Genomic DNA, 14,852 nt, shown 5'->3' with positions numbered 1-14,852 from the left:
GGCGAGGATTACCCCTCCCCATCGCTTCGCGACGGTCCCCCTCCCCGAGCAAGCTCGGGGAGGAACTGGATTTACTCTCCCGCGATACCCTTCAGCCGATACAGCGCCTCCAGCGCCTCGCGCGGGCTCAGCGCGTCGGCGTCGATCGAATCCAGCGCCGTCCTGAGCGGATCGGGTGCCGGTTCCGCCGCGATCGCCGCCGCGAACAGGGGGAGGTCGTCCAGCCCCGCCGCGATGCCGCCGGTGGCCTGCCGCCCAGCCTCGAGCCGCTTCAGCACATCCTTCGCCCGCGCCAGCACCAGCGGCGGCAGGCCCGCCAGCCGCGCCACGGCGAGGCCGTAGCTGCGATCGGCGGCACCCGGTGCCACCTCGTGCAGCAGCACCAGATCGCCCTTCCACTCGCGCGCGCGGACATGGTGGAGCGACAGCGCGTCGAGGCGCCCGGCCAGCCGGGTCAGCTCATGATAATGGGTCGCGAACAGGCAGCGACAGCGGTTGCGATCGTGGACTGCCTCCACCACCGCCCAGGCGATGGCCAGCCCGTCATAGGTGGAGGTGCCGCGCCCGACCTCGTCGAGGATGACTAAGCTGCGTGTCGTCGCCTGCGCCAGAATCGCGGCGGTCTCGACCATCTCGACCATGAAGGTCGATCGCCCGCGCGCCAGATTGTCCGACGCGCCGACCCGGCTGAACAGCCGATCGACGATGCCGAGCGTGGCGCGGGACGCCGGCACGAAGCTGCCCGCTTGGGCCAGGATGGCGATGGCGGCATTCTGGCGCAGGAAGGTCGATTTGCCGCCCATGTTGGGGCCAGTGACCAGCCACAGCCGGTCGCCATCCGACAGGTTGCAATCGTTCGCCACGAAGCGCCCGCCGGTGCGTGCCACCGCCTGCTCGACCACGGGATGCCGCCCGCCCTCGATCTCGAGGCAGCTATGTTCGACCAAATTGGGCCGGCACCAGCCCGCCTCCGCCGCGCGTTCGGCGAGCGCGGCGGCCACGTCCAGCCGGGCGAGCGCGTCGGCGGTGGCGGCGATCGCGGCCTTGGCGGCGAGCACCTCCTCGGTCAGCGCCTCCAGATGCGCCGCCTCGGCCGCGAGCGCGTGGGCACCGGCCTGCCCCACGCGGATCGCCACCTCGTGCAGCTCGGGCGCGTTGAAGCGGACCACGCCGGCCAGGGTCTGGCGGTGGGTAAAGCCCGAATCCGGTCGCATCAGCGCATCGGCGCGGTTGGCGGCCACCTCGACATGATAGCCCAGCACGCCATTGTGGCGGATCTTGAGCGTGGCGATCCCGGTCTGCTCGCGATAGCTCGCCTCCAGCGCGGCGATGGCCTTGCGCCCCTGCCCGCCGGCATCGCGCAACGCATCGAGTGCAGCGTCATAGCCCTCGGCGATATAGCCGCCCTGTGCGGCATCGACCGGCGGCACCGGCACCAGCGCGCGCGACAGGCGATCGACCAGCTCGCCATGCCCCAGCAGGCGCGGCGACAGACCCCCGAGCAGCGCGGCGCGATCGGCAAGTTTATCGAGGCTGGCGTGGATCGGATAGCATTGGTCGAGGCCATCACGCAGCTGCCCCAGATCGCGCGGGGAGCCGCGCCCCGCCACGATCCGCCCCAGCGCGCGGGCGATATCGGGCTGGGCGCGCAGCCGGGTGCGCAGCCCCTCGCGCAGGCCACTTTCGTCATGGAACAGGCTCACCAGATCGAGCCGGGCGCCGATCGCCGCCCGGTCGGTCAGCGGCGCGCCGAGATCGGCCGCCAGCATCCGCGCGCCGGCGCCCGTCACCGTGCGGTCGGTCGCGTCGAGCAGGCTGCCCGCGCGCGCGCCATTCTGCGCGCAGACGATCTCCAGGCTTTCGCGGGTCGCCGCGTCGATCATCATATGATCGGCGGTCTCGCGGCGCAGCGGCGGCTGGAGGAACGGCAGGCTCCCCTGCCCGGCGCGATCGAGATAGGCGAGCAGCCCCCCGGTGGCGGCCAGCTCGGCGCGGCTGAACTGGCCCCAGCCGTCCAATGTCGCCACGCCGAACAGCGCCTTCAGCCTCTTCTCGCCGCTCGCGCTGTCGAACCCGCCCGACAGGCTGACGATCGCGCCCTCCAGCCCGTGATCGGCCCCCTCGGCCACGATCGTCTCGGCCGCGCCCAGCCGGGCGAGTTCGGCCGACAAGGTGGCGGGACTGGCCACCGCCATCTCGAACCGGCCGGTGGAGATATCCGCCGCCGCCAGCCCGATCGCGCCGCCCGCCTCGGCCACCGCCACCAGCCAGTTGGCGGCGCGCGCGTCGAGCAATGTCTCTTCCGTCAGCGTCCCCGCCGTCACGATCCGGACGATCGCGCGGGCGACCAATGCCTTCGATCCGCCACGTTTCTTGGCCTCGGCCGGCGTCTCGGTCTGGTCGGCGATGGCGACCCGGTGGCCGCCCTTGATGAGCCGCGCCAGATAGGCTTCGGCGGCGTGCGCCGGCACGCCGCACATGGGGATGCCGTCGCCCCGGCTGGTCAATGCGATGTCGAGGGTCGCCGATGCCGCCTTCGCATCGTCGAAGAACAATTCGAAGAAGTCGCCCATCCGGTAGAACAACAGGCAGTCGGGTGAGGCCGCTTTCAGCGCATGATATTGCGCGAACATCGGCGTCGTACCCGCCGCCTGATCCGCCGATCCTGCCCCACTTCCCGCCATCCGGGCGCTGTAGCGGCTTGTTCCGGGCCTAGCCATGCCCCATGGGAACCGCGACGGTGGATAAGGCCGCAGGGCCGACAGCAGAGTGAGGGATGCCCCGATGAGCGCAGGCTCCAAGGTCCAGTTTTCGGAGCGCGAGGCGCTGCTGTTCCATTCGCAGGGGCGGCCCGGCAAGATCGAGATCATCGCCTCCAAGCCGATGGCGACCCAGCGCGACCTTTCGCTGGCCTATTCGCCCGGCGTCGCCGTGCCGGTGCGCGCTATCGCCGCCGATCCGGCGACCGCTTATGACTATACCGCCAAGGGCAATCTGGTCGCGGTGATCTCCAACGGCACCGCCATCCTCGGCCTCGGCAATCTCGGCGCGCTCGCGTCGAAGCCGGTGATGGAGGGCAAGGCGGTGCTGTTCAAGCGCTTCGCCGACGTCGATTCGATCGATATCGAGCTGGCCACCGAGGATGTCGACAAGTTCATCGCCGCCGTCGAGCTGATGGAGCCGAGCTTCGGCGGCATCAATCTGGAGGACATCAAGGCCCCGGAATGCTTCATCATCGAGCAGACGCTGCGCGAGCGGATGAACATCCCGGTCTTTCATGACGACCAGCACGGCACCGCGATCATCTCGGCCGCCGGCCTCATCAACGCCGCCCACCTCACCGGCCGCCGGCTGGAGGACATGAAGGTGGTCGTCAACGGCGCGGGCGCCGCCTCCATCTCCTGCACCGAACTGGCCAAGGCGCTGGGCGTGAAGCCCGACAATGTCATCATGTGCGATTCCAAGGGTGTCATCTACCAGGGCCGCACCGAGGGCATGAACCAGTGGAAATCGGCCCATGCGGTCGAGACCGACAAGCGCACCCTGGCCGAGGCCATCGAGGGGGCCGACGTGTTCCTCGGCCTCTCGGTCGCCGGCGCGCTGACCGGCGAGATGGTCAAGACGATGGCGGCCAAGCCGATCATCTTCGCCATGGCCAATCCCGATCCCGAGATCACGCCCGACGACGCGCTGGCCGCCGCGCCCGACGCGATCATCGCCACCGGCCGGTCGGATTATCCCAATCAGGTCAACAACGTCCTCGGCTTCCCCTTCATCTTCCGGGGCGCGCTCGACGTGCACGCCACGACCATCAACGAGGAGATGAAGGTCGCCGCCGCGCAGGCGCTGGCGGCGCTGGCCCGGCAGAACGTGCCCGAGGAGGTTGCCGCCGCTTATGGCGGGCAGGCGCCCAGCTTCGGCCCGGATTATATCATCCCCGCGCCGTTCGATCCGCGCCTGATGGAGATCGTGCCCGCCGCCGTGGCGCAGGCGGCGATGGATACGGGCGTCGCGCGCAAGCCGATCCTCGACATGGCGGCCTATCGCCACACGCTGCGCGGCCGCCTCAACCCGACCACCTCGGTCCTCAGCCTCGCCGACGAGACCGCGCGCGCCAACCCCAAGCGCGTGGTGTTCGCCGAAGCCGAGGAGGAAGTGGTGCTGCGCGCCGCGATCCAGTTCCGCGACGGCGGCTACGGCACGCCGGTGCTGGTCGGCCGCGACGACGTGCCCGATCGCCTGCGCGCGCTCGGCATCGACGATCCCGAGAGCTTCGAGCTGCACAACAGCCGCGTCTCGCCGCTGGTGCCGCGCATGGTCGACTATCTCTACGAAAGGCTCCAGCGGCGCGGCTACCTCCGCCGTGAGGTGGAGGCGATGGTCAATCAGGATCGCAACGTCTTCGGTGCCCTGCTCGTGGCGCTCGGCGAGGCGGACGCGATGATCACCGGCGTCACCCGCACCTACGCCCGCTCGCTGCGGCAGGTGCTGCGCGTGATCGATCCGATGAAGGGCCGTCGCCCGTGCGGCATCCACATCATCGTCGGCAAGAATCACACCGTGTTCATGGCGGACACGATGGTCAACGAGCGGCCGACCGGACCCGACCTGGCCGGCATCGCCGAGAGCGCGGCGCAGCTCGCCCGTCGCCTCGGCCACGAGCCGCGTGTCGCCTTCCTGTCCTATTCCACCTTCGGCAATCCGGTCGGCAAGAATCTGGAGAGCATCCGCGAGGCGATCGCCATCCTCGATCAGCGTCAGCCGAATTTCGAATATGAGGGCGAGATGGCGCCCGACGTGGCGCTCAACCCCTCGGTGATGAAATCCTATCCGTTCAGCCGCCTGTCCGGCCCGGCAAACATCCTCGTGATGCCCGGCCTGCAATCGGCCAACATCTCCGCCAAGCTGATGCGCGAGCTGAGCGGCGACACGGTGATCGGCCCGATTCTGGTGGGCATGGACAAGCCCGTCCAGATCGCCTCCATGTCCTCCACCGCATCCGATCTGATGACCCTGGCGGTGCTGGCCGGAGCCGAGATCGCGCGATAGCGTTCGGCGAGGTTGGGGCGCCTAGCGCCGCAACGTCCTCACCAGCTTGCCCAGCTCACGACGGGCCTCGATCGCTAGGCCGTGGGCTGACAATTCGGTGCGCTTCATGTCCACCAGGGTCACCGGGCCGGCGGCCGCCAACGTGTGGAGGCCCTCGATGAAGGGGGCGGCATCCGCCGGCGCCACGATGCGGGGGCCGGGGGTGACGACCACGCCTTCCGGGTCGAGCCGGTCGAACCAGAGCGCGCGCATCGCGCCGCCATAGGTGTCGGTGCAATCCTGTACCGGCAGCATCACCCGCCCGCCGATCACCTGCGCGGTGCCGCCGGGGCGGGCCGAGGCGATCGAGCGGTGGACGGGGTTCATCGGGTGCGGCGTCCACGGGCCGGTCAGGCGATCGGCCCAGGCGATGTGGAGCGCGGTCATCTTGTCCGCCTCGCGGCTGGCGGAGGTGTAGAACAGCCACCAGCGGCTGTCGTGCCACAGGGGCGTCGCGTCCACCGGCACATGATCGAGCGCGATGCGCGTCACCGGCTCCCACTCCCACGGAAAGGCGCGGGCGCGGTAGAGGGTGAGGGCGTTCGAGCGATGCGCCTCGGGCAGCATCCACGTTTCCCCCTCGGCCTCCCAGATCGTCGGGTAAGAGAGGTGCCATGGCTCGACCAGCACGGGGCCGCGTTCGAGCAGGCGGAAATCCCTGTCGTAGATCAGCAGTTCGATCGAGCCGACCCGCACGCGATAATCATAGGTCTCGACGAACACATGCAGCCGGCCGTCGCGCCACAGGCCGAAGGGGTCGGCCAGAAACCGGAAGCTGCCCATCGGCGGCAGCCAGTGGAGCGGCAGCCCCTCGATCGATCCGCGCGCGACGATCTCGGCGAGCGGCGCCGCGACGATCGCGGGGCGCCAGATATCCTTACGCAGGCCCATGCCCAGCTCCGTCGTACCGTACCGCTGCCGTGCTCCTGCGAAAGGCAGGAGCCCAGCGTGGCGAGCGATGCCCTCCGTAACCCTAGGCTCCTGCCTGCGCAGGAGCACGGATTTTATCAGGCGGCGGCGACGCGGCGGTCGGGGCGGCGGCGGTCGATCGCGGTGGGGGCGGTCGGCGCGAGCAAATTGGCCAGCACGCGCGCGGCGCGATCGGCCGAGCGTTCGGCCGTCAGGTCGAAGCTGCGCTCGAACAGGCTGCGCTGCGCCGGCCGATAGCGATCGTGGGTCGCGACGGCACGGTCGAGCGCCTCGCCCAGATTGTCCGGCCCGCCGATCACTTCGCCCGCCTGCCAGTGCAGGTAATTGGCGTCACCGCGATGCGCCACGCCATGGCTGTTGAGGAACAGGCACGGGCGCGGGCGGTGGAGGAATTCGTAAATCTGGCTGGAGACGTCGCCGAGATAGATGTCGGCGGCGCTGGTATAGCTCATGTCGGTCGAGGCGGCGCTGCCGAGATCGACGTGGATGTTGGGCGCGTTGCGCACGACGTCGGCGATCTGGCCGGGGCGATCGATGCGGAATTTGTCGATCGTCAGCACGAAGCTGCGGTGGAACAGCATGACGTGCGGCGCGAAGATCAGATTGTAGCGATCGTCGTTGAGGAAATGCTCCAGCACCGCCTGCCCGTGGCGATACCAGGACGACAGGTGCGGGCTCGGGTGCGGATTGTAGACGACCGTCGGCTTGCCGTTCGCCTGGAAGGGCAGGCGCGCCGGCACGCTCGGCAGCAGATCGAACTTGGGATAGCCGACCGTGCTGATCTTCTCCGCGGCGACACCCGCCTCACGGATCAGCCGCTCGCGGATCTTCGGGCCGGAGCAGAAGACATGATCGAAGCCGGCGCTTGCCTTGTCGAAGCCGATCGCCCGGTCGCCCGCGCCATGGCGGGTGTGGATGATCTTGAGATGATCGAGGCCGTAGCGGCTCTTCAGGATCAGCGAGGTCTTCTCGGCGACGACCAGCGCGTCGAGGCTGCGGAAGAAATCGAGATTGTCGCCGTAGATACACAGCTTGGTTGCCGGCAGCACCCGCTCCAGCGCGCCCGCCAGGAAGCGGGTCGCGCGCCGGGTGAGGCCCAGCTCGACGATCGGCAGGCGCACGCCCGCGACGCTGAGGATCCGCTTCACCTCGGCGGTCAACCGCGCATTGGTGGTGGCGACGACGACCTCGGCGGCGGGCACGCTCTTGTGGAGCGCGATCGCGATCGGCAGCGCATGCGCCACCTGGTGAACCTGGTCGTGATTGAAGAAGAAGCCTGCCCGCATATCGACAGGACGGCACCCCCCCGGAAAACCCACACCCGTTTCACCGCAAAACTTGCATAAAATTCGTGACCCCGTGGATTCGACCTTCGCCGCACCCGGTCCTATCAGGCGGGGATGAGCCCGGTTTCCGCGCCCGATGAAGCACTTGCCCCTCCGCCCGCGAGCCCGCCGGGCGCGCTGAAGCGGATCATGGGCAATCTCGCCCACCTGCTCGGCGGCAAGGCGGCGGCGGGGGTGGTGAGCCTCGTCTACCTCGTGCTGGCCAGCCGCACCCTGGGGGTGAACGATTATGGCGTGCTGGTGCTGGTCAACGCTTATGCGATCCTGATCGGCAGCGTCGTCGCCTTCTCGGGCTTCCACGGCGTGGTGCGCTATGGCGCGCTGGCGCTGGAGGCGGGCGACCGCGAGGGGCTGGCGGCGATCATCCGCCACATGGCGCTGATCGAAATCGGCTGCGGCGTGGCGGCGCTGGTCGTGGCGGCGGCGCTCGCCCCGCTGGTCGGGCCGCGCCTCGGCTGGTCGCCGCAGACGGTGACGGCGGCGATGGTCTACAGCCTGGCGGTGATCGGCACGGTGCGGGCGACGCCGCAGGGGCTGCTCCAGCTCGACAAGCGCTTCGACCTGATCGGCGTGCACCAGACCGTCCAGCCGCTCGTCCGGCTGGTGGGCGCGTTGATCGCCTGGGGGACGGGCGCGGGCCTGATCGGCTTCCTCGCGGCCTGGCTGGTCTCGGCGGTGGCCGAGGGGCTGGCGATGTGGGCGCTGGCGTGGCGGAGCTGGGGGCGGTTGACCGACAACGCCACGCCGCGCGGCCGCTGGCGCGGGGTGGGGGCCGGCAACCAGGGCTTCGGCCGCTTCATCCTGCTCACCAATTTCGACATCACCCTGCGCGAACTGGCGCCGAACCTGACGCCGGTGACGATCGGCTGGGTGCTGGGGCCGGCGGCGGCGGGGCTGTTCGCGCTCGCCCAGCGCGCCTCGGCGGTGTTGCAGCAGCCGGCGGTGCTGCTGGGGCAGGCGAGCTATGCGGTGCTGGCCGAGCTGGCGGCGCGCGGCGAGATGGCGCGGCTGCGCCTCACCGTCTGGCGCGGCGCCGGGCTGATGGCGCTGGCGGGATCGGTGATCCTGCTCGTGCTGGCGGCGGCGGGCGGGCACCTGCTGATGCTGATCGGCGGGCCGAGCTTCGCCGGCGGCGGGCTGCTGCTGGTGCTGGTGGCGGCGGGCCGCGCGGCCAATCTGGCGACCACGCCGATCGCCTCGGCGCTCACCGCCATGGGTCTGGCCGAAAAGTCGGTCGTCGTGGCGCTGGTGGTCAATATCGCCCTCTATCCAGCCCTGCCGCCTTTGCTATGGTGGCTGCCCTCGACCGGGGCCGGGTGGCATGCGGCATTGCAGGGGGCAGTGTCGGCGCTGCTGCTGGCGGCGATGTTCGCCCGGTCCAGTCGCGTTTCGGGATTCCGGCAATGAGTGCGGGCGGGCTCAAGGCGGTGTTTCTGGCGGAGCGGCCCATGCTGCTCCGGCTGCTCTCGTCGCGTCTGGGCGATCCCGATCTGGCGCAGGATCTGTTGCAGGAATTGTGGCTCAAGCTGGAGGCGACCGCCACCGGGCCGCTGGCCGATCCGGCCGCCTATCTGTTCCGCATGGCCAGCAACCTCGCGCTCGATCATCGCCGCTCGACCGCGCGCCGCATCCAGCGCGAACAGGGCTGGAGCGAGGTGCAGCCCAGCCATGCCGAATATGCCACCGCCGAGGATACATTGATCTCGCGCGAGCGGCTGGCCGAGATGGAGCGCGCCATCGCCGCGCTGCCCGAGCGGACATCGGCGATCTTCCGCGCCTATCGCTTCGAGGGGGCCTCGCGCAAAGGGATCGCCGCCGATCTGGAGATCAGCGTGAGCCCGGTCGAGAAGCATTTGCAGCGGGCCTATCGGGCGATTCACATAATTCGTGACGGGGAAGGTGTGGATGCGGCGCGGGCGTGACGTCTGAAAGGTGACAGGGGAATAGAAACGTGGACTCGACCGGCACTTTGGCGATGGAACAGGCGGTGGACTGGCATCTGCGTCTCGCGGATGGCGGGGCCGATGTCTGGCGTTCGTTCGCGCTGTGGCTCGAGGCCGATCCGGCGCACGCCGACGCCTATGACCGCCTGACGATCGAGGAGGAGGCGCTCGCCTCGCCGATGATCGAGCTGCCCGTGGCCCCGCCGGTGGTGAGACCGGTGTGGCGCGGCAAGGCGTGGAAGATGTCGGGCTGGGCCACCGGCATGGCGGCCGCCGCCGCGATCGGCATGGCCGTGCTGCCCACCGCGCAGACCGCGCGGCCCTATGTCGTCGAGACGGCGCCCGGCGTGCAGCGCACCGTGACCCTGGCCGACGGCACGAAGGTGATGCTGAACGGCGCCACCCGCGTGGTGCTGGATCATGCCGATCCGCGCATCGCGACGCTCGAATCGGGCGAGGCGGTGTTCGACGTGCATCATGACGCCGAGCATCCGTTCGAGGTGGTCTCTGGCGGGGTGCGGCTGCGCGACATCGGCACCGTGTTCAACGTCCGCCGTGCCGGCCCGGCGCTCGACGTGGCCGTCGCCGAAGGCGCGGTGATGTTCCAGCCCGATCATGAGGCGGTGCTGCTGAAGCGCGGCGCGACCCTGTCGATGCGCGACGACGACGACAGCATCATGCTCGACAAGATCGATGCCGAGGGCATCGGCGGCTGGCGGGACAATCGCCTGGAATTCCATGCCGTGCCGCTGCGCCGCGTGGCCGAGGATCTGCGCCGCACCGCCGGCATCGACCTCGCCGTCGCGCCGAAGCTGGCCGATACCGCCTTCACCGGATCGCTGCGCACCGATCGCCCCGACGACGAGGTGGTCGCCACGCTGACGGCGCTGGCGGGCGCGCGTGCGACACGCAGTGGACGCGGCTGGACGATTGCGCCACGTAGCGCGGGTGTACCGCAGAGCTGATCTCCGCATTGTTGCGTCCCTGATCGTCCTCGCCGCCGGCCAGCCGGTCGCGGCGCAGGGCGTATCGGCTTTCGACGTGCCGGGCGGACGACTCGAGGTGGCGCTGCAACGGCTGGCGCGGCAGGCCAATATCGATATCGGCGGGGTCGATCTGGTGGTGCCGGGCACGGCGGTGCGCGCGCTGAAAGGGCGAATGCCCGTCGCCCGCGCGCTCGATCGGTTGCTGGCGGGCAGTGGCCTCGCGGCGGTCGCGGTGGGGCCGGGGGCATGGCGGCTGGAGCGCGCGAAGCCCCGCCCGCAGCCTGCCGTCGTCGCCCGCGCCGCGCCCCGGGCTTCGCCCGCGCCCTCCTCCGAAATCGTCGTCACCGCCGGCAAGCGCGAGATGGCGCTGTCGCAGCTCGCCGGCAGCGCGGTGGTGGTCGATCTCGACGGCAGCGATGCCTCGGCGCCGTTCGGGGCGGATGCCACCTCGTGGCTCGTCCGCCAGAGCCCGATCCTGCAACAGACCGAGCTGGGATCGGGCCGCAACAAGCTCTTCATTCGCGGCATCGCCGATTCGAGCTTCACCGGCCCCACCCAGTCGACCGCCAGCACCTATTTCGCCGAGGTGCGAATGGGCTATAACGGCCCCGATCCCAACCTCGCCCTGCTCGACATGCGCCGCGCCGAGATTCTCGAGGGGCCGCAGGGCACGCTTTACGGCGCGGGCTCGCTCGGCGGGGTGATCCGGCTGATGCCGCGCCAGCCGGTGCTGGGCGAGGCCTCGGGCATGATCGAGGGCGGGGTGACCGCCACGCAAGGCGGCGCGCTCGGCAAGGAGGTCGCCGGCGTCGGCAACCTCTCCTTCGGCCCGTCCACCGCCATCCGCCTGCTCGGCTACCGCCAGATCGAGGGCGGCTATATCGACGACGTGGGCCAGCGCGAGCGCAACGTCAACAAGACGCGCACCACCGGCGGCCGCGCCGCGCTCAGGATCGAGCCGCTGGATGGCTGGCGGCTCGATATCGGCGTCATCGGCCAGACGATCACCGCGCCCGATCTGCAATATGGCCAGCTCGGCCTCACGGGCCTCACCCGCCGATCGGCGATCGCCCAGCCGTTCGAGGACGATTACGTCCTGGCGCGCGGCACGCTGGCCAAGCGCTGGTCGGGCGGGCTCAATCTGGTCGTGTCGATGGGCCGGGTGTGGCACGATACCAATCAGCGCTACGAGGCGACCCGCGCGACATCGACGGCGCCCGTCGCCTATGACGAGGATGGCCGCATCCGCATGACCAGCCAAGAGGCGCGGCTGTCGCGCACCAGCGCGGGCGGGCTGAGCTGGGTGATCGGCGCCTCGCGGGTGCGCGACACGACGGCGAAGGCACGCCGCATCGGCTTCCTCGCCACCCCGCGCGACATCGTCGGCGTCACCAACCGCACGCGCGAGCGCGCCCTGTTCGGCGAGGCGACGGTGCCGCTATTCGGGCCGCTCAGCGTCACCGGCGGGCTACGCTATACGACGGCGCGGATGGATGGCGAGCCCGATACGCGCGTCACCAGCGCGATCATCCGGGGCCAGACCAGCAAGCGCGCCGACCCCAGCCTGGGTGCCGCGATCCAGCTCAGCCCGCGCATCAGCGGCTATGCGCGCTACAGCCAGGGCTTCCGCACCGCCGGGCTGGCGGTGGCGCGCGGCGTCGGCCGGGTCGCCAACTACCGATCGGATTCGATCCATGTCGGCGAGGCGGGGGTACGGCTGGCGCGTGGCGGCCAATATGGCCTGTCGGGCTCGGCTGGCATTTCCTATGCGCGCTGGCTGGATATCCAGGCCGATCTGGTCGATCGCTTCGGCTTTCCCTACACCGGCAATCTCGGCAACGGGCGGCTGGCGACGCTGGAATTGCTCGGCAATTGGCTGGGGCGCGGCGGCTGGAACGCCAATGCCGGGCTCGTCCTCACCCGCAGCAAGCTGACCCGGCCGGAGCCCGAATTCGTCGCCGCGACCAACCAGTCGCTGTCCGATACGCCGCGCGTCACCGTCACGCTGTCGGGCGGGTGGAAGCATGACTATGCGAAGGGCCGCACGCTCAGCCTCGATGCCGGCGGGCGCTATGTCGGCCATTCGTCGCTGGGGCTGGGGACGGTGCTGGCGATCCCGCAGGGCGATTATCTCGAAACGCGGGTGGCGGCGCGCTACACGGCCGGCGGAATCGGCTTCTTCGCCGAACTGAGCAACCTGCTCAACGAACGCTCGAACCGCTTCGCGATCGGCAACCCGTTCGGCGTGGCGGCGCGCGACCAATATACGCCGCAGCGGCCGCGCAACATGCGGCTGGGCGCGAGCGCAAGTTTCTAGAGCATCTCCCGCAATCGCGTGACGATCGCCAGCCCGGCCGCCTCGAACTCCGCCGGGCCATAGCGCGCCAGCACCCGCGCCCGCGCCGCCTGGCCCATGGCCCGCAACCGCACCGGATCCGCCAGAGCCGCCGCCAGAGCCTCGGCCAGCGCGCCGACATCGCCCGGCGGCACCAGCCAGCCCGTTTCGCCCGGCACGATCGAATGGCGCATCTCGCCGGTGGCCGATCCGATCACCGGCAGCCCCGCCGCCATCGCCTCGTGCGCGCCCACGCAGAACCCCTCCGAGCGCGACGGCTGGACGTAGAGGTGCAGCCCGGCGAGGAAGGCGGGGGGATCGGTGACATAGCCCGCCAGATCCAGCCGCCCCGTCGCCGCCAGCGCCTCGCGCTCCGCGCCGTCCCCCCCGATGATCGCCCGATAGGGCGTCGTGCCTGATAGGCGGGCCAGCGCCTCTGCGAGCCAGCCATAGCCCTTCACCGGATGCAGCCGGCCGAGCGAGCCGATCCGCACCGGCTCGCCCGCCCGCCACGCCGCCGCTTGAGGCGCATCCGGGTCGGCGCGGAAGATCGACCATTGCATCAGCCGATCGGGCGGCACGCGCAGCCGCTCCGCCGTCAGCCGGGTGATCGCCTCCGAATCGCCGATCCACAGCCGCGACAGGCGCTGCATCCGCCGCAGCAGGAAGAGGTTGGCGGGCTTGAGGAAGGCGGCGTGTTGCCAGCTCACGACGGGGATGCGCCGCCTGAGGCCGACGATTTGCCCCAGCAGGGTCGCGCGGGTCAGCGAGGTCCAGATATGCGTCGGCCGCCATTCGCGGACCTGCGCGTCGAGCCAGCGGAGCGCCGCGCGATGGTCGCGCTCGCCACCGGGCCGCACCCGCACCTCCAGCCCGCTCGCGTCCATCGCCGGCAGCGCGCGGCCATCGCGGCGCGTGAGCGCCAGAACCACCACCTCCGCCCCTGCATCGCGCAGCACGCGCGTGAGCGAGGGCACGGGCAGCGCCGCGCCCCCGCCCTCGACCGAATTGATGACATAGGCGATCCGCATCAGCGCCGCCCGCGCAGCCCCGCGAACAGCCCGAGATACGCCTCGGCCACCGGCCCCATGCGGAACCGCTCGACCTTGGCCGCCAAGGTCGCCGGATCGGTCGGCGGCGTGGCGAGCAGAGCGTCGATCGCGTGCGCCATCGCCTGGGGATCGTCGATCGGCACGACCTGGCCCACCGCCGGGTCATCGACCAGTTCGGCGGCGGCGGGCGTGCAATCGGTCGCCACCACCATCCGCCCCGCCGCCAGCGCCTCGACCAGCACGGCGGCATAGCCCTCGTAGTGCGACGACAGGACGAACAGCCGCGCCCGATCGAACCACGGCCGGGGATCGGCGGCGAAGCCGGGCAGTTCGACCCGATCGGCCACCCCCTCGGCCTCGGCGATCCCGCGCAGTCGATCCTCGTCCGGCCCGGCGCCGACGATCACCAGACGCGCGGCCGGATCGGCGGTGCGGGCGAAGGCGGCGATCAGCGTGGCGAAACCCTTTTCGGGCACGAGCCGGCCGACGCCGAGGATGATCGGCGGACCATCGGGCACCGGCAGCGGGCCGGGGGCGTCATCGTCGATCGCGGGGAGCGAGATGGTGCGGATCAGCGAGCGGCGGAGCAGCTTGCCCGCTTGGCGCTCGGCCACCACCGCCAACGTGACGATCGCATCGGCACCGCGCAGCAACCATCGCATGCGAAGATCGAAGGCGATCTGCTTGATCTTGTTGCGTTGCGGCTTGCGCAGCGCGGCGCTGACCTGCACCACCACCTTCGGCCGCCGCCGTCCGCGCAGCCGGGCCACCGGGCCGACTACCGGCCAGTGGAAATTGCCCGGCACGAAGCAGATATCGACCGGATAGCGCCCGAAATAGCGCGCCGCCGCCCGCGCCAGCGCCACGCGCGATCGTTTCGCCCGGCGGATCGCCGGCCGCGCCTCGACCACCTCGACCCCCTCGTGCAGCAGCGAGGACATGCCGCCCGATCGCGAGCCACAGAAGATCACCACCCGGCACCCCAGATCGGCCCAGCGCTGCGCGAGCCGCGTCGCGATCCGCTCCGTCCCGCCGAGAGAGAAATCGTGGAGGATGATGCCGATCGAAGGGCGATCAGGCATCAAATTCCTCCCCGGCACGGGGAGTTTCGGGTTGGATTGCCCCCGGCAGTTCAAGATCATGCCGGGGGCATGATCGACCCGAAACTGGAC

The 14,852-nt window shown here is 70.4% G+C and carries 10 protein-coding genes; 5 read left to right on the top strand and 5 right to left on the bottom strand.

Annotated elements, in window-relative coordinates; translation table 11 throughout:
- Nucleotides 1-71 precede the first annotated feature (71 nt).
- Nucleotides 72-2,633, bottom strand: coding sequence for a DNA mismatch repair protein MutS (gene mutS, locus PQ455_RS17175; protein WP_273691422.1), 2,562 nt, complete (start codon nt 2,631-2,633; stop codon nt 72-74).
- A 151-nt stretch (nt 2,634-2,784) separates the two neighbouring features.
- On the opposite strand from mutS, the gene PQ455_RS17170 reads away from it, so the two are divergent.
- Complete coding sequence (locus tag PQ455_RS17170) at nt 2,785-5,049, top strand: NADP-dependent malic enzyme (protein ID WP_273687461.1); 2,265 nt, start codon at nt 2,785-2,787, stop codon at nt 5,047-5,049.
- A 21-nt stretch (nt 5,050-5,070) separates the two neighbouring features.
- Here the strand turns inward: PQ455_RS17170 and PQ455_RS17165 are convergent, their stop codons facing one another.
- Nucleotides 5,071-5,979, bottom strand: a complete 909-nt coding sequence (locus tag PQ455_RS17165) for a glucosamine inositolphosphorylceramide transferase family protein (protein WP_273687460.1) — start codon at nt 5,977-5,979, stop codon at nt 5,071-5,073.
- A gap of 116 nt (nt 5,980-6,095) precedes the next feature.
- Entirely contained in the window at nt 6,096-7,304 is a 1,209-nt protein-coding gene (locus PQ455_RS17160; RefSeq protein ID WP_273687459.1) for a hypothetical protein, read from the bottom strand.
- A gap of 114 nt (nt 7,305-7,418) precedes the next feature.
- On the opposite strand from PQ455_RS17160, the gene PQ455_RS17155 reads away from it, so the two are divergent.
- Genes PQ455_RS17155 through PQ455_RS17140 form a run of 4 tightly spaced genes read left to right on the top strand, consistent with a single transcriptional unit; the run spans nt 7,419 to nt 12,610 of the window.
- Entirely contained in the window at nt 7,419-8,771 is a 1,353-nt protein-coding gene (locus PQ455_RS17155; RefSeq protein ID WP_273687457.1) for a lipopolysaccharide biosynthesis protein, read from the top strand.
- Nucleotides 8,768-9,286 (top strand): sigma-70 family RNA polymerase sigma factor, encoded by a 519-nt coding sequence (locus PQ455_RS17150; protein ID WP_273687455.1) that lies wholly within the window; start codon nt 8,768-8,770, stop codon nt 9,284-9,286. The genes PQ455_RS17155 and PQ455_RS17150 overlap by 4 nt, the downstream gene beginning before the upstream one ends.
- Before the next feature lie 29 nt (nt 9,287-9,315).
- On the top strand, nt 9,316-10,272 hold the full coding sequence (locus tag PQ455_RS17145) for a FecR family protein (RefSeq protein WP_273687452.1): 957 nt from the start codon (nt 9,316-9,318) through the stop codon (nt 10,270-10,272).
- The gene (locus tag PQ455_RS17140) at nt 10,256-12,610 is read left to right on the top strand and encodes a TonB-dependent receptor (protein ID WP_273687450.1); all 2,355 of its coding nucleotides are present in this window, start codon (nt 10,256-10,258) and stop codon (nt 12,608-12,610) included. Before PQ455_RS17145 ends, PQ455_RS17140 begins: the two co-directional genes overlap by 17 nt.
- Here PQ455_RS17140 and PQ455_RS17135 read toward each other — a convergent pair.
- A complete protein-coding gene (locus PQ455_RS17135; RefSeq protein WP_273687448.1) occupies nt 12,607-13,659 on the bottom strand; it encodes a glycosyltransferase family 4 protein in 1,053 nt (350 codons plus the stop codon). The genes PQ455_RS17140 and PQ455_RS17135 overlap by 4 nt on opposite strands.
- The gene (locus PQ455_RS17130) at nt 13,659-14,762 is read right to left on the bottom strand and encodes a glycosyltransferase (protein WP_273687447.1); all 1,104 of its coding nucleotides are present in this window, start codon (nt 14,760-14,762) and stop codon (nt 13,659-13,661) included. Before PQ455_RS17130 ends, PQ455_RS17135 begins: the two co-directional genes overlap by 1 nt.
- Nucleotides 14,763-14,852: the final 90 nt, after the last annotated feature.

It is taken from the genome of Sphingomonas naphthae, from assembly GCF_028607085.1.
Taxonomy (GTDB): domain Bacteria; phylum Pseudomonadota; class Alphaproteobacteria; order Sphingomonadales; family Sphingomonadaceae; genus Sphingomonas_Q; species Sphingomonas_Q naphthae.
Note: the sequence above shows the minus strand (reverse complement) of the source record. Positions and strands in the feature narration are given on the sequence as shown.